This is a genomic window from Streptomyces sp. NPDC050636, from assembly GCF_040654775.1.
Taxonomy (GTDB): domain Bacteria; phylum Actinomycetota; class Actinomycetes; order Streptomycetales; family Streptomycetaceae; genus Streptomyces.
This window is the reverse complement of the sequence record NZ_JBFAIP010000013.1, coordinates 1-14,982: the sequence shown is the minus strand read 5'-3', so window position 1 is coordinate 14,982 and position 14,982 is coordinate 1. Positions and strand designations below refer to the sequence as shown.

The window sequence follows — 14,982 nt, the reverse complement described above, 5'->3', positions numbered from 1 at the left end:
TCGGCCGGGGGCGGTCCTGTCAGCTCCAGCCGTGGACGATCAGGGCGAGGCCGACGGTGAAGCCGCTGCCCAGGAGGGCGAGATAGAGCGGATACCGGCGGCGCCACGGCCGGGCCGCCGCGCCCAGCGCGGCGAAGGCGAGGCCGACGGTGAGGGTGCGGGTGCCGCGGGCGCGGGTGGCGGCGACGAGCCAGTCGGCGGCCGGGACTTGGGCGCGGCCCGCCTGTGCCGCGTAGACCTTGAAGGGGATGCCGTCCCAGGGCTGGTGGCGCACGGCCGACGCGCCCTCGTCGGCGAGCTGCCGGGAGACCTCCGCACGCATCCGGTCCGTGGTGAGCGGGGCGGGCAAGTGGGCGCCGGAGGCGGCGAGTTGGAGGGCGAGGAGGCCGCCCGCGAGGCTTCCGGCCAGGGCCGCGGAGGAGAGGCGCAGACCGGCGCGGGGCGCGGCCACGCAGGCGACGGCGAGGAACAGTTCCGGCATCAGCGGCCAGCTCAGCGCCTCGGCGAAGGCCCAGGCGAAGGCGACCGGCAGACACCGGCGGGAGGCGGCGAAGGCGGCGGTGCGGCGGCGCAGCCGGGAGTCGGGGAGGACGCCGGCGGACGCGCGGTCCGCAAGGTCCTGGACGGCGTCGCGGGCCGTGGCCGGGTCGACGGTGCCGTACAGGGGCGCGCCGATCCGGACGCGTACGAGGGTGCTGCGGAGCCTGCCGTGCTTGGGGAGCAGCCGGTCGGTGCCCGCGAGGCCCACCGGGACGACCGGGACGCCGGCGTGCCGGGCCAGCAGCAGGGCGCCGCGACGGAAGTCGCCGACCGCGCCGTCACGGCCGCGGGTGCCCTCGGGGAAGAGGACCACGGCACGGCCCGCCCGTAGGGCGCCGGCCATGTCCAGCAGGTCGTCCAGGCCGCCGCCGGTACGTCGTACGGGGAAGCCCGCGGCGAGGTGGCGGCAGATACGGCGGCGCCAGGGTGTGGCGAACCAGTAGTCGGCGGCGGCGCCGATCAGCGGGGCGTGCCGGGCGTCGAGGGCGGCGAGCAGGGCCGCGGTGTCGGCGTGCGAGGAGTGGTTTGCGACGACGACGCAGCCGCCGCGGGGGAGGCGGCCCTCGCGGGCGACGCCGCCGGTGAGGGTGAGGGCGACCGTCCACAGCGCGCGGCGCAGCCAGGCGGTGGTGGTGGAGGGGAGAGCCACCCGGGGGAGCGGGGAGAGCGGTGGGGTGGTGGTGGGGAGTTGGAGTGCGCGCCGGTGCAGGCGCTTTCGGTAGGGGAGGAGGCGGCGGGCGCCACGCAGGGCGAGGGGGCGGTGGGTGCGCGTGCGGTTGCGGGTACGGGTGGGGCGTGCGGAGCGGGCGGCGCGGAGGTCGCGGCGGCGGGTGTGGCGGGCGCCGGAGGCCCGGCGCGGCCGACGGCGGCCGCTCGTGCGGGCCTCGCCCGGACGGCCCTTGCCCCTCCGCAGCAGGGCAGCGGTGTGGTTCTCCGGCACGGTCATCACAGTGTCACCACCATCGCCAGCAGCAGCGCCACCAGCAGCGAGTCGATACGGTCCAGGAGCCCGCCGAAGCCGGGCAGCCAGCTCCCGGCGTCCTTTACCCCGGCCTCCCGCTTGACCATGGATTCCAGCAGGTCACCGAGGACACAGCCGGCCAGCACCGCGCCCCACAGCCAGGGCGTGAACGCACCGACGGCGGCCAGCGCACCGGCCGTGGCCACCGCCGCGCCCAGCACCCCGGCCCAGGTCTTGTTCGGGGAGAGCGGCGACAGCGGGCGGGACAGCGCACCGCGCCGCCCCAGCGCCGTACCCCCGCACCATGCGCCGACGTCGCCGAGAGCGACCGCGACGCCCACCGCGACGGCGGTGCCGCCGAGCAGGACCAGGCCGGTGAGCGCGACCGGAATCCACAGCAGCCCGAAGAGGGCACGGGAGGTGCGGGCGGCGCCCGCCGTGTGGTCGCCGGAGAGCAGCGCGGGCAGCGCGGCGGCGAGCAGCAGCACCGCCATCGCCCGCAGGTCCAGCCACTGCGGCCGCAGCCAGGCCAGCAGTGGCAGGACGACGGCCGCCGCGGCGAGCACATGGCGCTCGGCACCGGCCGCGCCATCGGAGCCCATCCGTGCGTACTCGCTCACGGCGATCAGGCCGAGGCCCGCCGCCAGGACCGCCGCGCCGGCCTCGCCGAAGAACAGCGAGCCCAGGAAGACCGGGGCGGCCAGCGCCCAGGTGCGCCAGCGGCGGCGCAGTTCACGGCGCATCCGCACTCGGGCGGGCAGCGCCGCGACGGCCACGCCGCCCAGGCCCAGCATCCCGCCGACCACCGGCGCGACCCGCCCGACGGCCTCGCCACCGGTGAGCAGCAGCCCGGCGGCTCCCGCACCGGCGAACGCGCTCATCGGGTCTCCCGCCCTTCGCCCGCCAACTCCCGCCACAGCCAAGCCAGTCGGAGCACCGCCGTCAGCGCGGACCCCGCCGCGAGCACGATCAGGACGGGCACCGCCCACCCCGTCGCCGCGGCCACCACGGCCAGCAGGCAGCGCTCGGTCTTGCCGACCGGACCGCCGTTGCGGCGCGGCGCCCCGGCCGCCGCGCCGGCCAGCGCGACCCAGGACGGCAGCGTCGCGGCCAGGGCGGCGACCGCCACCAGCCACAGCGGAGCGAGCGTCAGAAAACCGGCGAGCACCAGCAGATCGGCGGCCCGGTCACCGAGCTCGTTCAGTACGGAGCCGCGCCGGGTGCAGCGTCCGGTGTCCCGGGCCAGCGCGCCGTCGAGGTTGGCGAAGGCCAGCCGGGCGGCCAGCAGTGCCGCGACCGGCAGGGCGGCGAGCGGGGCCGGCAGCCAGGCGAGCGCGGCGGCCGCGCCCGCGGCGGAGAGCACACCGGCGGCGGTCAGCGCGTCCGGCGAGACCTCCCGGCGGGCCAGCGCGCCGCGGATCCCGCCGAGCCGGGCCGCGTACCAGGGCTTGAGTGCATACAGGCCGATCATGGGGCTCATGCGGCCACCTTCGCCGCACGCCGTCGGCCGTGGCACTGCGCTCGTACTCAGGAGCGGTACTCAACCGGTGCGTCCTACGCGTGAGTACCGGGACGGGACGGGCCGGCGGGGCTGGAGAGGGCCCTGAGGTGGCGTCCGTCTCAGATAGTAGGAAGCCCAAGTAATTGTGCAGACATCACGGCCGAGCTGTCCTAGCTTTGTAGAAGCCGAACGTCTCGCTCCATCGAGCGAAGGCGGATGCGGCCCGGTGCGCGAGCGCAGGTGACCCCTGCCGTGCCGAGGCCCCCGCCCTTCCGGCCGCTTCTGGATCGACGCATCCCACTTGTTCTCGGGGCTCTGGCATTGGAGACGTGAATCATGGCCGAGACTGCCGTCCGCAGGACCCGTCACTCCGCCCGTACCACCAACGAAGCCGACCGCAGGGCCGCCGCGGCCGCCCTCCAGCGGGCGCTCGACCGCCGCGACAACGGCGGCTCCACCGGGCACTGATCCGAAACGGCTCTGGGCGGACGAAGCCAGGGGCGGGCCCGCGGCGACCGGATCGCCCCAGGACCGCCCCGATGGCGTAATCCTCCGTACTTCCGCCCCCGACAGGGCACCCGCTACCGGGTCACCTCGAAGTGGTCGATGCGTTCACCCGATTCGGCCAGTGCGGTGACCTTCATCCGGGGGCGGTGTCCCGGCTCGACCTCGACCGCGATGAACGAGAAGCCGGTGTAGCGCACCCGCGACCACTCCACCGTGTCCGTCGCCTTCTTCCGGTCCTTGGTCCAGTGGTACGTCGTCACCTCGTCGAGGTCCTTCACATGGCCCTCGTAGCTGTCCGGCACCGGGAAGTCGTACAGCGCCCGGCCCGCGCCGCCCGCCGTGACGTAGACGATGCCCTCCCGGGAGGAGTCGACGCGCTCGCCGATCGGCACCTTCTTGGACACCCGGCCGCCCTTGATGGCGTCGGTCCGCTCGTAGACGTGGTTGTGGCCGTTGACGACCAGATCCACCTGGTGCTTCTCGAACAGCGGCAGCCAGGCGTCGCGCACCCCGCCGTCCGAGGCGTGCGAGTTCGTGGTGGAGAAGGCGCAGTGGTGGAAGAAGACCACGAGGAAGTCGATGCCGTCGGCGGCCCGCAGCTCGCCGAGGCGGCGGTCCAGCCAGCGGGTCTGCTTGCCGTCGGTGTACCCCTGGTTGGCGGGGATCTCGTACGAGATGTCATTGGCGTCCAGCGCGACGACCGCGACATTGCCGTACGTGAAGGAGTAGACGCCGGGGGCGTTCTCGGCGTCCGGGCCGTTGCCGGGCAGCGTCCAGCGGGCGTTCTGGCCGCCGTAGCCGTTGGGGGAGTACCAGGCCTCCATGTCGTGGTTGCCGGTGGTCACCATCCACGGCACGGACTTGGCGACCGACTCGGTCTGGGCGAGGAACTGGTCCCACACCCGCGCGTCATAGGTGTCGTCCTCGGAGCCGGCCCCGTCCGTGTCCGCGTAGCAGATATCGCCCGCGTGCAGGTGGAACGCCGGGTTCTGACCCAGGATCAGCTGGTCGTTGGCGAGCGCGTCATAGCTGACGCCCTGGTCGCCGAAGGCGGTGAAGACGAACCTTTCGGCGCGCGCCGGGGCGGTACGGAACGTGCCGACGGTCGAGAAGTGGCGCGGGTCGGCCGGGTCGAAGCCGTCGTGGCCGACGCCGTAGTAGTACGTGGTGCCGGGCCGCAGTCCGTCCAGCGCGGCGTGCAGGTAGTACTGCTGCACGGCCGGCAGCTTCGAGGAGAGCGACGGCGTGTGCAGGTCGCGCACCTCGGCATCGATCTTGCGCCCCAGGTCCCACGGCTTGAGGCCCACCCGCAGATACGGCCGCCGGACCGCGAACGGCACCTGCCAGGCCACCCGCATCTGGCTCTTGGGATCGGCGCCGAAGGAGAGATGACGGCCGAACGGCGCGACCAGCGAACCGTCCACCGCGGTCGCGGCCGGTGATGCCAGCAGGGCGGGCGATCCGGCGTATGCCGAACCGGACAGCAGACCGGAGCCCGCGACCACGCCCGCGGTGGCGGCAGAGGTGCGCAGCAGGCCCCGCCGGGTCAGCTTCGCCCGGAGGTACTCATGCTGTTCGGGCATGCTCATCCGGGTCGCGAGCTGCTCCGGTATGCCGACGCGAGGGGTGTGCGAGGGCAGGGGGCTCTCCCCCCGGGAGTTTCCAGTCATGCTGCCGAAGATCGCAGTGCGAGTCGTCGGGAGTCGGTCGTGGGCCCGTCCTGGGTCCGTACTGAGGGTGAACGGGAGTTGACCGGCCATCGCGTGTCCGTATGCCGGACGTTACGTGTCAATGATTGGGACGAAGAGTAGGGTCCAGGCATGTCTCGCAGCATTCGCCTCGCAGTGATCCCCGGTGACGGTATCGGCCAGGAAGTCGTGGCCCAGGGCCTCAAGGTCCTGACCGCGGTCCTCCCGCAGGACGTCAAGCTGGAAACCAAGGAGTACGACCTTGGTGCCAAGCGATGGCACGCGACCGGCGATACGCTCCCGGACGAGGAACTGGCGTCGCTGAAGAACCACGACGCGATCCTGCTCGGTGCGATCGGCGACCCCTCCGTACCGTCCGGTGTGCTGGAGCGCGGTCTGCTGCTCAAGCTCCGCTTCGCCTTCGACCACTACGTCAATCTGCGTCCGTCGAAGCTCTTCCCGAACACCAGCACCCCGCTCGCGGGGCGCCCCGAGATCGACTTCGTCGTGGTCCGCGAGGGCACCGAAGGCCCCTACACCGGCAACGGCGGCAGCCTGCGCACCGGCACCCCGGCCGAGGTCGCCACCGAGGTCAGCCTCAACACCGCCTACGGCGTGGAGCGCGTGGTCCGGGACGCGTACGAGCGGGCCAACTCCCGCCCCCGCAAGAAGCTGACGCTGGTCCACAAGAACAACGTCCTGGTCTACGCCGGCCACATGTGGAAGAACATCTTCGACCGGGTCGGCCAGGAGTACCCCGAGGTCACCACCGACTATCTGCATGTCGACGCCGCGACGATCTTCTTCGTCACGCAGCCCGAGCGGTTCGACGTGATCGTCACCGACAACCTCTTCGGCGACATCCTCACCGACCTCGCCGCGGCCGTCACCGGCGGTATCGGCCTGGCCGCCTCCGGGAACATCAACCCGACCGGCGACTTCCCCTCGATGTTCGAGCCGGTGCACGGCTCCGCACCGGACATCGCGGGCACCGGCAAGGCCGACCCGACGGCGACGGTCCTCTCCGTCGCCCTGCTGCTGCGCCACCTCGGATACGAGGCCGAGGCCGTCCGTATCGAGGAGGCCGTCGCGGCCGACCTGGAGGCCCGGGACGGGGCGCACCGCAGCACGGACCAGATCGGCGACGCGCTCGCCGCACGCGTAGCGGGCTGAGGCCCGCGCCACAGCCGTACGGACAGCGCCGGGCCATCGTGGTCCCGGCGCTGTCGGCATGTGCGCCGGTCACCCCGTCTGTCCTACCGCCGGGTTGGATGCGACCATCGGACCGGCACCGCGCACACGGTTCCGACCGCGGATTCCCACGAGCGATAATCGGACGTGGGTCGCCGTCCGCGAGGAAACTCGGACGTCCACGTAACGACCGGTACGTCCAGCACAAAGCCGTGCGCGCGGCCGCCACAACCGCACCGGTGCCGCAAATCCCCGGGGGACAGGCCCCCGGGCCCCGGCCGGAGGGCTGGGCCGGTGACCCGCGGTATCGGAACACGCAGTGAAGGACACGCATTCATGACGACGCCCACGATCGAGCTCAAGCCCTCCTCGCACCCGCTGTCCGACGCGGAGCGGGAGCGGATCCTGGCCGGCCCCGGCTTCGGCCGCTATTTCACCGACCACATGGTGACGATCAAGTGGACCGAGGGCCGGGGCTGGCACGACGCGGAGCTCGTGCCGTACGCGCCGCTCTCCCTCGACCCGGCGAACATGACGCTGCACTACGCGCAGACGATCTTCGAGGGTCTCAAGGCCTACCGTCAGCCCGACGGCACCGTCGCCACCTTCCGGCCGGACGCCAACGCCCGCCGCTTCCAGGCCTCCGCCCGCCGCCTCGGTATGCCCGAGCTGCCCGTCGACGCCTTCATCGCGGCCTGCGACGCGCTGGTCACCCAGGACAAGGCATGGGTGCCGGCCAGCGGCGAGGAATCGCTCTACCTGCGTCCCTTCATGTTCGCCACCGAGGTCGGCCTGGGCGTCAAGCCGGCCAACGAGTACCTCTTCATCGTGATCGCCTCGCCGGCCGGTGCGTACTTCCCCGGCGGTGTGAAGCCGGTCTCGGTGTGGCTGTCGGAGGAGTACGTGCGCGCGTGCCCGGGTGGCACCGGTGCGGCCAAGGCGGGCGGCAACTACGCCGCATCGCTGGTCGCCCAGGCCCAGGCCGCCGAGCACGGCTGCGACCAGGTGGTTTGGCTGGACGCGATGGAGCGCCGCTGGATCGAGGAGATGGGCGGCATGAACCTGTACTTCGTGTACGGCCGCGACGGTGAGCAGCGGCGCATCGTCACCCCCGAGCTGACCGGTTCGCTGCTGCCCGGCATCACCCGTGACTCGCTGCTCACCATCGCCGCCGACCTGGGTTACGAGGTCGGCGAGGGCCGGATCAGCGTCGAGGATTGGAAGGCCGCCACCGAGGACGGCTCGCTGACCGAGGTGTTCGCCTGCGGCACCGCCGCCGTGATCACGCCGGTCGGCTCGGTGAAGTCCACCCGCGCGGGCTGGACGGTCGCCGACGGTGAGCCCGGCGAGGTCACCATGAAGCTCCGCAAGGCGCTGCTGGACATCCAGACCGGCGCGAGCACCGACACCCATGGCTGGATGCACCCGCTGGGCTGAGGCCGGATACGCAGAGGGCCGCCCGGTGCGCATGTCGCGCGCCGGGCGGCCCTCTGCGTGTTTCGCCTCCGGCTAACCGGCGGAGGCCACGGCCGCCTCCGGCTCTCCGTCCGGCTCGGCGTCGGACGCTTTCGCCGGTGTGGCGGGCGTGTCCTTGCCGGGGGACAGCACGAGGAACAGACCCGCGGCCACCGCCGCCGCCAGCAGGAAACTGAAGTCGATCCCGCCCGTGTAGTCGACCAGCGGCCCGTGGTAGAGCGGGGTCTCGACGGCGGTCACGCCGACCGTGGAGCCCGCGGCCCAGGCGATGGTGGCGCGCGGGTTCCAGCCTGCCGTGAACCAGTAGCGGCCACCCTTCGCGCGGCGGTTGTAGACCTGCAGCGAGTCCGCGTCGTACTCGCCCCGGCAGCGCAGGAAGCCGATGACGGTGATGACCGCCCACGGGGTGCCGACCGCGGTCAGCAGCAGCACGAACGACGTCATGGCGTCCTGTGCCTCCCAGGCGAAGTGGCCCAGGAAGACGAAGAGTGTGGAGACGCCGGCGACGACGTAGGTGGCCTGGGTGCGCGTGGCGCGCGGCAGGATGGCGTCCAGGTCGAGGCCCATGGAGTAGAGCATCAGCCCGGCGTTGCCCACGGATCCCGCAGAGGCGGCGAGGAACAGCGGGACGAGGAACCAGAAGGGGGCTCCGGCGACCAGCGGTCCCGCGTAGTCCAGGGCCGAGTCCACCGCGAGCGCCGTGAACGTACCGAAGAGCTGCGGGATGAGCAGACCGGCGACCAGGCCCAGGCAGGTGGCCAGGAAGACCTTGCGGGAGGTGTGCCGGCGCGGGGAGATGTAGCGGGTGTAGTCGCCGAGCAGGGTGATGAAGGCGATCGGGCCGCTGAGCCCGGCCGAGACCACGGCCAGCAGCCAGGTCGGCCAGAAGCCGCCCAGCAGGTACTCGGAGCCCGCGGGGGCCGCGGTGGTGAAGTCCGGGGCATAGGCGATCAGGCCGAGGGCCAGGAGCGCGCTCATACCGATGGCCAGCACCCGGCTCATCCGGAGGAGCAGGCGGTAGCCGTGGACCGCGCCGAGCGCCGTACAGCCCGCGAGCAGGGCGTAGACCGCCGCGTAGGTGAAGCCGGTGTCGGGCAGGCCGAAGAGGCGGGAGAGGGTGCCGACCACCGCGTCGCCGCCGACCCACAGGGTCAGCGCGGTGTAGCCGAGCGAGAGCAGCAGACCGATCACCGAGCCGATCAGCCGGCCGCGGACACCGAAGTGGGCGCCACTGCTGGTGGACAGGTTGGTGCCGGTGCGCAGCGAGACGAGCGCGAGCGGCGCGGTGAGCACGGTGCCCACGACGGTGCCCAGGACGAGCGAGGACACGGACGGCCAGAAGCCCAGTCCGAAGGAGACCGGCAGCCACCCGAAGATGATCACGCCCAGGGCCAGGTTCGACCCGAGCAGGATGGAGATGAGGTCGCGCGGGCCGCTGGTGCGTTCCTCGTCCGGGATGGTGTCGACTCCGCGTTGTTCTATCGGCATGAGGGCTCCCCTGAGAGGCCGGACAACAGTGTGTGAGCGGTGCTCGGTGCGTATGCGAGCGGTGCTCCGTGCGCGTTCTCTCGCGCGTTTCGGTGGTTCCGATGATTTCGATGGGTGCTTCGCTGCGTGTCGCCCTTTGAGCGGAGTTCTAAAGTCCGCTTAGTTAGAGCAGCGCTCAATGTGACTCATGCTCGTGCCCCAGGTCAATGCTTTCGGCTTGACGAATTGCGGGTTAGAGTGTTGCTCTAATTGGATGATCGAGTGATCGAGCTGGAGGTGTGACGGGATGCGGCTGACCCCGACGGAGCGCGACCGGCTGCTGCTGTTCGGCGCGGCCGAGCTGGCGCGGGCGCGCCGGGCCCGTGGACTGCGGCTGAATGTGCCCGAGGCGACCGCGTTGATCGCGGACACAGTCTGCGAGGCGGCGCGGGACGGGCGCCGCCTCGCTCAAGCCATCGAGGCGGCACGCGGTGTGCTCGGCCCGGACGATGTGCTGCCGGGCGTGGCCGATGTGGTCACCGAGGTGCATGTGGAGGCCGTCTTCGACGACGGCTCCCGGCTCGCGGTGGTCAGCGACCCGATCGGGGCGCCCGCTGACACCTCCGGCGGCGGCAGCGAGGCCGGCGGCGGGAGGGGGCCGGCCGCGCCCGGCGCCGTACTTCCCGGCCCGGCCGACCCGGAGCCCGAGCCCGCGGTCCGGCTGACCGTGCGCAACACCGCGACCGTGCCGATCAGCGTCACCTCGCACTTCCACTTCTTCGAGGTCAACCCCCGGCTGGACTTCGACCGGAGCGCCGCCTACGGGATGCGACTGTGCGTCCCGGCGGGCTCGTCGCTGCGGTTCGACCCCGGGGGCGCCGCGGAGGTCGGTCTGGTGCCGATCGGCGGCGACCGGATCGCGATCGGCTTCGCCGGTCTCGTCGACGGCCCGCTGGATGCGCCGGGCGCGAAGGCACAAGCGCTGCGGCGGGCGGCCGCCTGCGGCTACATGGGAGCGGAGGAGCAGACATGACGGGCAGCATCGACCCGCAGGAGTACGCGTCGGTCCACGGCCCGCGGGCCGGTGACCGGGTCGTCCTCGGCGACTCGGGCCTGGTCGTCCGCGTCGAGTCCGACGCCCAGAAGCGCGGCGACGAATTCCTGGCCGGCTTCGGCAAGACCGCCCGCGACGGGCTGCACCTCAAGGCCGCCTCGGTACGCGAGACCTGCGATGTCGTGATCAGCAACGTCCTGGTCATCGACGCGGTCCAGGGCATCCGCAAGGTGTCCATCGGCATCCGCGAGGGCCGGATCCACGCCATAGGGCGGGCCGGCAACCCCGACACCGTCGACGGCGTCGATGTCGTCGTCGGCACGGGTACCTCGATCGTCTCCGGCGAGGGCATGATCGCCACCGCCGGCGCCGTCGACACCCACGTCCATCTGCTCTCGCCGCGCGTCATGGAAGCCTCGCTGGCCTCCGGCGTGACCACCATCATCGGCCAGGAATTCGGGCCGGTCTGGGGCGTCGGCGTCAACTCCCCCTGGGCGCTGCGCCACGCCTTCAGCGCCTTCGACGCCTGGCCGGTCAACATCGGCTTCCTGGGCCGCGGCTCCTCCTCCGGCCAGGCCCCGCTGGTCGAGGCGCTCGCCGAGGGCGGTGCCTGCGGCTTCAAGGTCCACGAGGACATGGGCGCGCACGCCCGCGCCCTGGACACCGCGCTGCGCGTCGCCGAGGACCATGACGTCCAGGTCGCGCTGCACAGCGACGGCCTGAACGAATGCCTCACCGTCGAGGACACCCTGCGGGTGCTGGACGGCCGGACCATCCACGCCTTCCACATCGAGGGCTGCGGCGGTGGACACGTTCCCAACGTCCTCAAGATGGCCGGCGTCCCCAACGTCATCGGCTCCTCCACCAACCCCACCCTCCCCTTCGGGCGGGACGCGGTCGCCGAGCACTACGGCATGATCGTCTCGGTCCACGACCTCAAGACGGATCTGCCGGGCGACGCCGCCATGGCCCGCGACCGCATCCGGGCGGGCACCATGGGCGCCGAGGACGTGCTGCACGACCTCGGGGCGATCGGTATCACCTCCTCCGACGCCCAGGGGATGGGCCGCGCGGGCGAGACCGTACGCCGCACCTTCGCGATGGCCGGAAAGATGAAGGCCGAGCTCGGGCCCCTTCTTCCCCATAACGGGGAGGGCGGCGACGGCCCGCACGACGACAACGCGCGGGTGCTGCGCTATGTCGCCAAGCTCACCATCAACCCCGCCATCGCCCACGGCCTGGCGCACGAGGTCGGTTCGATCGAGGTCGGCAAGATGGCCGACATCGTGCTGTGGCTGCCGCAGTTTTTCGGCGCCAAGCCCCAGTTGGTGCTGAAGTCCGGCTTCCCCGCATACGGCGTCACCGGCGACCCGAACGCCGCCACCGACACCTGCGAACCCCTGGTGCTCGGCCCGCAGTTCGGGGCGCACGGCGCGACCCCCGCCGAGATCTCCGTCGCCTTCGTGGCGCGCGCCGCGGCCGAACAGGGCGGTGACGGCATGCCCACCCGACGGCGCCGAGTCGCCGTCCGCGGCACCCGCGGCATCGGCCCCGGCGACCTCATCCACAACTCCCGCGTCGGACAGGTACAGGTCGACGGGCACAGCGGCCTGGTCACCCTGGACGGCGACCCGATGCGGTCCGAACCGGCGGACACGGTCTCGCTGTCCCGCCTGTACTTCTTGTGAATGACACAGCCTGTGTACGGCCCGGCCTGTGACGACGGCCTGTAACACCGGTACAGGTGGTGCGCGCTCGTGCACCGCCTGCCCGGGGGCGGCTGCCCTGGTACTCCCCGTCGCTCCCCGTTCTCGTCACACCCGTGACCGCCCATCTCCACCCGTCACCACCCGTCACCACCCACACCTCGTCACCGCGAACCCGTGAGGACCCCACATGAACACCCCCGCCGCCGACGGCTTCCGTATGCCCCCGGAGTGGGCCCGGCACGAGCGCACCTGGATGGCCTGGCCCGGCCCCAACTTCACCTTCGGTGAAGAGGGCGGCGAGGCGCTGGCCGAGGCCCGCGGCGCCTGGGCCGCGGTGGCCCGCGCGGTACGCGGCTTCGAGCCGGTCACCGTGGTCACGGGCCCCGGTCAGGCGGAGGGCGCCCGCGCCCTGCTCGGTCCGGACATCGACCTCGTCGAGCGGCCGCTGAACGACGCCTGGATGCGCGACATCGGGCCCACCTTCCTCACCGACGGAAACGGCCGACTCGCCGCCACCGACTGGGTGTTCAACGGCTGGGGCGCCCAGGAGTGGGCCCGCTGGGAGCACGACGAGAAGATAGCCGAACAGGTCTCCGCCCTCGCCGGAGCCCGCCGCTACGCCACCCCCCTCGTCAACGAGGGCGGCGGCCTCCACATCGACGGCGAGGGCACCGTCCTGCTCACCCAGACCGTCCAGCTCGACCCGGGCCGCAACCCCGGGCGCACCGCCGAGGAGGTCGAGGCCGAGATCCACGCACACCTCGGCACCACCAAGGCGATCTGGCTGCCGCGCGGGCTCGCCGCCGACTACGGGACGTTCGGTACCCGCGGCCATGTCGACATCGTCGCCGCGTTCGCCCGCCCCGGCGTCGTCCTCGTCCACACCCAGCCCAACCCCGACCACCCCGACCACGTGATCTGCAACGAGATCGTCAAGCTGCTGCGCTCCTCCACCGACGCCCGCGGCCGTCAGCTGGAGGTCGTGGAGGTTCCCGCGCCCACCGTCATCGAGGAGGACGGCGAGCTGGTCGACTACTCCTACATCAACCACTTCCTCTGCAATGACGGCGTGGTCCTCTGCGGTTTCGACGACCCGCGGGACGAGGAGGCGGCCGCGATCTTCCGCCGGCTGTTCCCCGAGCGGACGGTGACCCTGGTGGACGCCCGTACGATCTTCGCAGCGGGTGGCGGTATCCACTGCATCACCCAGCAGCAGCCGAAGGTCTGATCCGTCAGGCTTGAGGAGTCCAGCCCGACCCCGGAGGTCCCCGTGTCCGGTCCCGTGCGCCGTCCCCGGCGGCGGCTCAACCAGCCCCGTGAGCAGGTCCTAGCCGCGGCGATGGCCACCATCGCCGCGGAGGGCCTGGACCGGCTGACCATGGCCGGCCTGGGCCGCGAGGTCGGCATGAGCAGCGGCCACATCCTGTACTACTTCGGTACGAAGGACGAGCTGCTGCTCCAGACCCTCCAGTGGAGCGAGGAGCAGCTCGGCGCAGAGCGCCGGGCCGCCCTCTCCCGCCGCGTCCCCGCCCGTGAGCGCCTGGACGCCCTGGTCGACCTCTATCTCCCCGAAGGCCACCGCGACCCGCGCTGGACCCTGTGGCTGGAGGTCTGGAACCGCTCCCAGAACGCCGACGACGAAACCCGCGAACGCCAGCTCGAACTGGAGCTCGCCTGGCACCGCGATCTGGTGGCCCTCCTCGTCGAGGGCGCCTCACGCGGCGAATTCCGCCCCGTGGACGCCGAACGCCTCGCCACCCGTATCCGCGCCCTCCTCGACGGCTTCGGCACCCACCTCGTGGTGGGACTGCCGGGCACGGATCGCGAGCAAGTCAGGCGCCATATACGGGAGTTCCTGGACGAGTCACTGTCCGTACCGCAGGACTGAACGCGGCTTCCGAACGCGTCGAGCCCCCGTCCGTGGCGGGGGCTCGACGCGTTTGGCTATCACGGCTATCACGGCAATTGCGGCCATTACGGCCCTCTACCGTGGCTATGGTCCTCACGCCTCCCGGCGGAAATGGCTGCGGTATATCTCGACCGCTTGCTCCGGCGGGTAGTTGGGCAGCGCGCTGACCTCGCCGTCCGCCTTGGAGATCACGATGTGGGAGCCTCCCGGATCGCGCGGATAGGAGGTGGGGTCCGCCCTGGGCGGGAACACGGGATACACCAGATAGCCGATGTCGAATTCATGGACGTGAAGGGTCGGTTGATCCCCGTCCGGCCAGACGCTCGGGAAATGGTTCCGGCCGATCTCCAGCGCCTCTTCGGCGCTGCCGGGAATCGGTCGTTGTCCTTCTGGCGGTTGTGGTTCGGACATGTCACTTCTTTCTGGTTTCTCGCATGACATCCGGCAGGGAACAGAGGCTGGGGCGATGAGACGCGTCCGGCAGCCTCGACGGTACGACACTGTGTACGGTCGGCCGTTCGAGCCGGCCACAGCGGGCACCCGCCTCGGCGGGAGTGCCGGGCCCCAGCGTGCATCGACGTCGAGGGTAGCTGTGGATGTCTGTCGGCACCCCCGGGTAAGCTCGGGCCTGAAGATCGCTGTGGGTAACCATTCGTGGTACGGGGGGCGTTGTGGCAGGCGCGGGCGGGTTCCAGACCGATGTGGAGTCTCTGAAGTCTGAGGGCACCAACTTTGTGAAGTTGGGTGGGGATTTCTATTCGTCGGTGGTGCGGCTGATGAATGGGTTGAATGCGTTGGGTGCGGGGCCTCCTGCCGATCCCAGCAAGGAGAAGGAGCCGGAGGAGAAGTCGTTCGGCGAGCAGTTCTGGGGTGGTCTGACCTCCTTCGCCAGTATGGATGGTGCGCCGCCGTGGGGTGATGACGAGATCGGTGAGAAGTTCGGTGTCGTCTATGAGGGTGTGCGTGACGGCATGAACGA

General features: G+C 71.6%; 13 protein-coding genes and 1 pseudogene. 8 read left to right on the top strand and 6 right to left on the bottom strand.

Translation table 11 applies throughout. The annotated features are described in order from the left end of the window. Positions 1–19: 19 nt before the first annotated feature. From AB0I10_RS13750 to AB0I10_RS13740, 3 genes are all read right to left on the bottom strand, one after another. On the bottom strand, positions 20–1,486 hold the full coding sequence (locus AB0I10_RS13750) for a lysophospholipid acyltransferase family protein (RefSeq protein ID WP_363152630.1): 1,467 nt from the start codon (positions 1,484–1,486) through the stop codon (positions 20–22). After that, positions 1,486–2,295 (bottom strand): phosphatidate cytidylyltransferase, encoded by an 810-nt coding sequence (locus AB0I10_RS13745; protein ID WP_363152726.1) that lies wholly within the window; start codon positions 2,293–2,295, stop codon positions 1,486–1,488. The genes AB0I10_RS13750 and AB0I10_RS13745 overlap by 1 nt, the downstream gene beginning before the upstream one ends. 83 nt (positions 2,296–2,378) lie before the next feature. Continuing rightward, entirely contained in the window at positions 2,379–2,981 is a 603-nt protein-coding gene (locus tag AB0I10_RS13740; protein WP_363152629.1) for a CDP-alcohol phosphatidyltransferase family protein, read from the bottom strand. Positions 2,982–3,338: 357 nt separating this feature from the next. Between AB0I10_RS13740 and AB0I10_RS13735 the strand changes: the two genes are divergently transcribed. After that, positions 3,339–3,470, top strand: coding sequence for a hypothetical protein (locus AB0I10_RS13735; protein ID WP_281289762.1), 132 nt, complete (start codon positions 3,339–3,341; stop codon positions 3,468–3,470). 113 nt (positions 3,471–3,583) lie between these two features. Here the strand turns inward: AB0I10_RS13735 and AB0I10_RS13730 are convergent, their stop codons facing one another. Beyond that, positions 3,584–5,179, bottom strand: coding sequence for a fibronectin type III domain-containing protein (locus AB0I10_RS13730; RefSeq protein WP_363152628.1), 1,596 nt, complete (start codon positions 5,177–5,179; stop codon positions 3,584–3,586). A 150-nt stretch (positions 5,180–5,329) separates the two neighbouring features. On the opposite strand from AB0I10_RS13730, the gene AB0I10_RS13725 reads away from it, so the two are divergent. Together AB0I10_RS13725 and AB0I10_RS13720 are read left to right on the top strand one after the other, a co-directional pair. Further along, a complete protein-coding gene (locus AB0I10_RS13725; protein ID WP_363152627.1) occupies positions 5,330–6,370 on the top strand; it encodes a 3-isopropylmalate dehydrogenase in 1,041 nt (346 codons plus the stop codon). A gap of 354 nt (positions 6,371–6,724) precedes the next feature. Then, the gene (locus AB0I10_RS13720; protein ID WP_363152626.1) at positions 6,725–7,825 is read left to right on the top strand and encodes a branched-chain amino acid aminotransferase; all 1,101 of its coding nucleotides are present in this window, start codon (positions 6,725–6,727) and stop codon (positions 7,823–7,825) included. Between the two features lie 72 nt (positions 7,826–7,897). Here AB0I10_RS13720 and AB0I10_RS13715 read toward each other — a convergent pair whose 3' ends face one another. Next, on the bottom strand, positions 7,898–9,352 hold the full coding sequence (locus tag AB0I10_RS13715; RefSeq protein WP_363152625.1) for a cytosine permease: 1,455 nt from the start codon (positions 9,350–9,352) through the stop codon (positions 7,898–7,900). A gap of 286 nt (positions 9,353–9,638) precedes the next feature. Here AB0I10_RS13715 and ureA point away from each other — a divergent pair, with 286 nt between their 5' ends. The 4 genes from ureA (at position 9,639) to AB0I10_RS13695 (ending at position 13,982) form a co-directional block, all read left to right on the top strand. Beyond that, on the top strand, positions 9,639–10,364 hold the full coding sequence (ureA, locus tag AB0I10_RS13710) for an urease subunit gamma (protein WP_363152624.1): 726 nt from the start codon (positions 9,639–9,641) through the stop codon (positions 10,362–10,364). Beyond that, on the top strand, positions 10,361–12,073 hold the full coding sequence (locus tag AB0I10_RS13705; protein WP_363152623.1) for an urease subunit alpha: 1,713 nt from the start codon (positions 10,361–10,363) through the stop codon (positions 12,071–12,073). Before ureA ends, AB0I10_RS13705 begins: the two co-directional genes overlap by 4 nt. Positions 12,074–12,281: 208 nt before the next feature. Further along, the gene (locus tag AB0I10_RS13700; protein ID WP_363152622.1) at positions 12,282–13,322 is read left to right on the top strand and encodes an agmatine deiminase family protein; all 1,041 of its coding nucleotides are present in this window, start codon (positions 12,282–12,284) and stop codon (positions 13,320–13,322) included. Positions 13,323–13,364: 42 nt separating this feature from the next. Continuing rightward, positions 13,365–13,982, top strand: coding sequence for a TetR/AcrR family transcriptional regulator (locus AB0I10_RS13695; protein WP_363152621.1), 618 nt, complete (start codon positions 13,365–13,367; stop codon positions 13,980–13,982). Positions 13,983–14,096: 114 nt separating this feature from the next. Here the strand turns inward: AB0I10_RS13695 and AB0I10_RS13690 are convergent, their stop codons facing one another. Then, positions 14,097–14,414, bottom strand: a complete 318-nt coding sequence (locus AB0I10_RS13690) for a hypothetical protein (RefSeq protein WP_363152620.1) — start codon at positions 14,412–14,414, stop codon at positions 14,097–14,099. Positions 14,415–14,674: 260 nt separating this feature from the next. On the opposite strand from AB0I10_RS13690, the pseudogene AB0I10_RS13685 reads away from it, so the two are divergent. Then, positions 14,675–14,982 (top strand): annotated as a pseudogene (locus AB0I10_RS13685) (hypothetical protein); the annotation flags it as partial.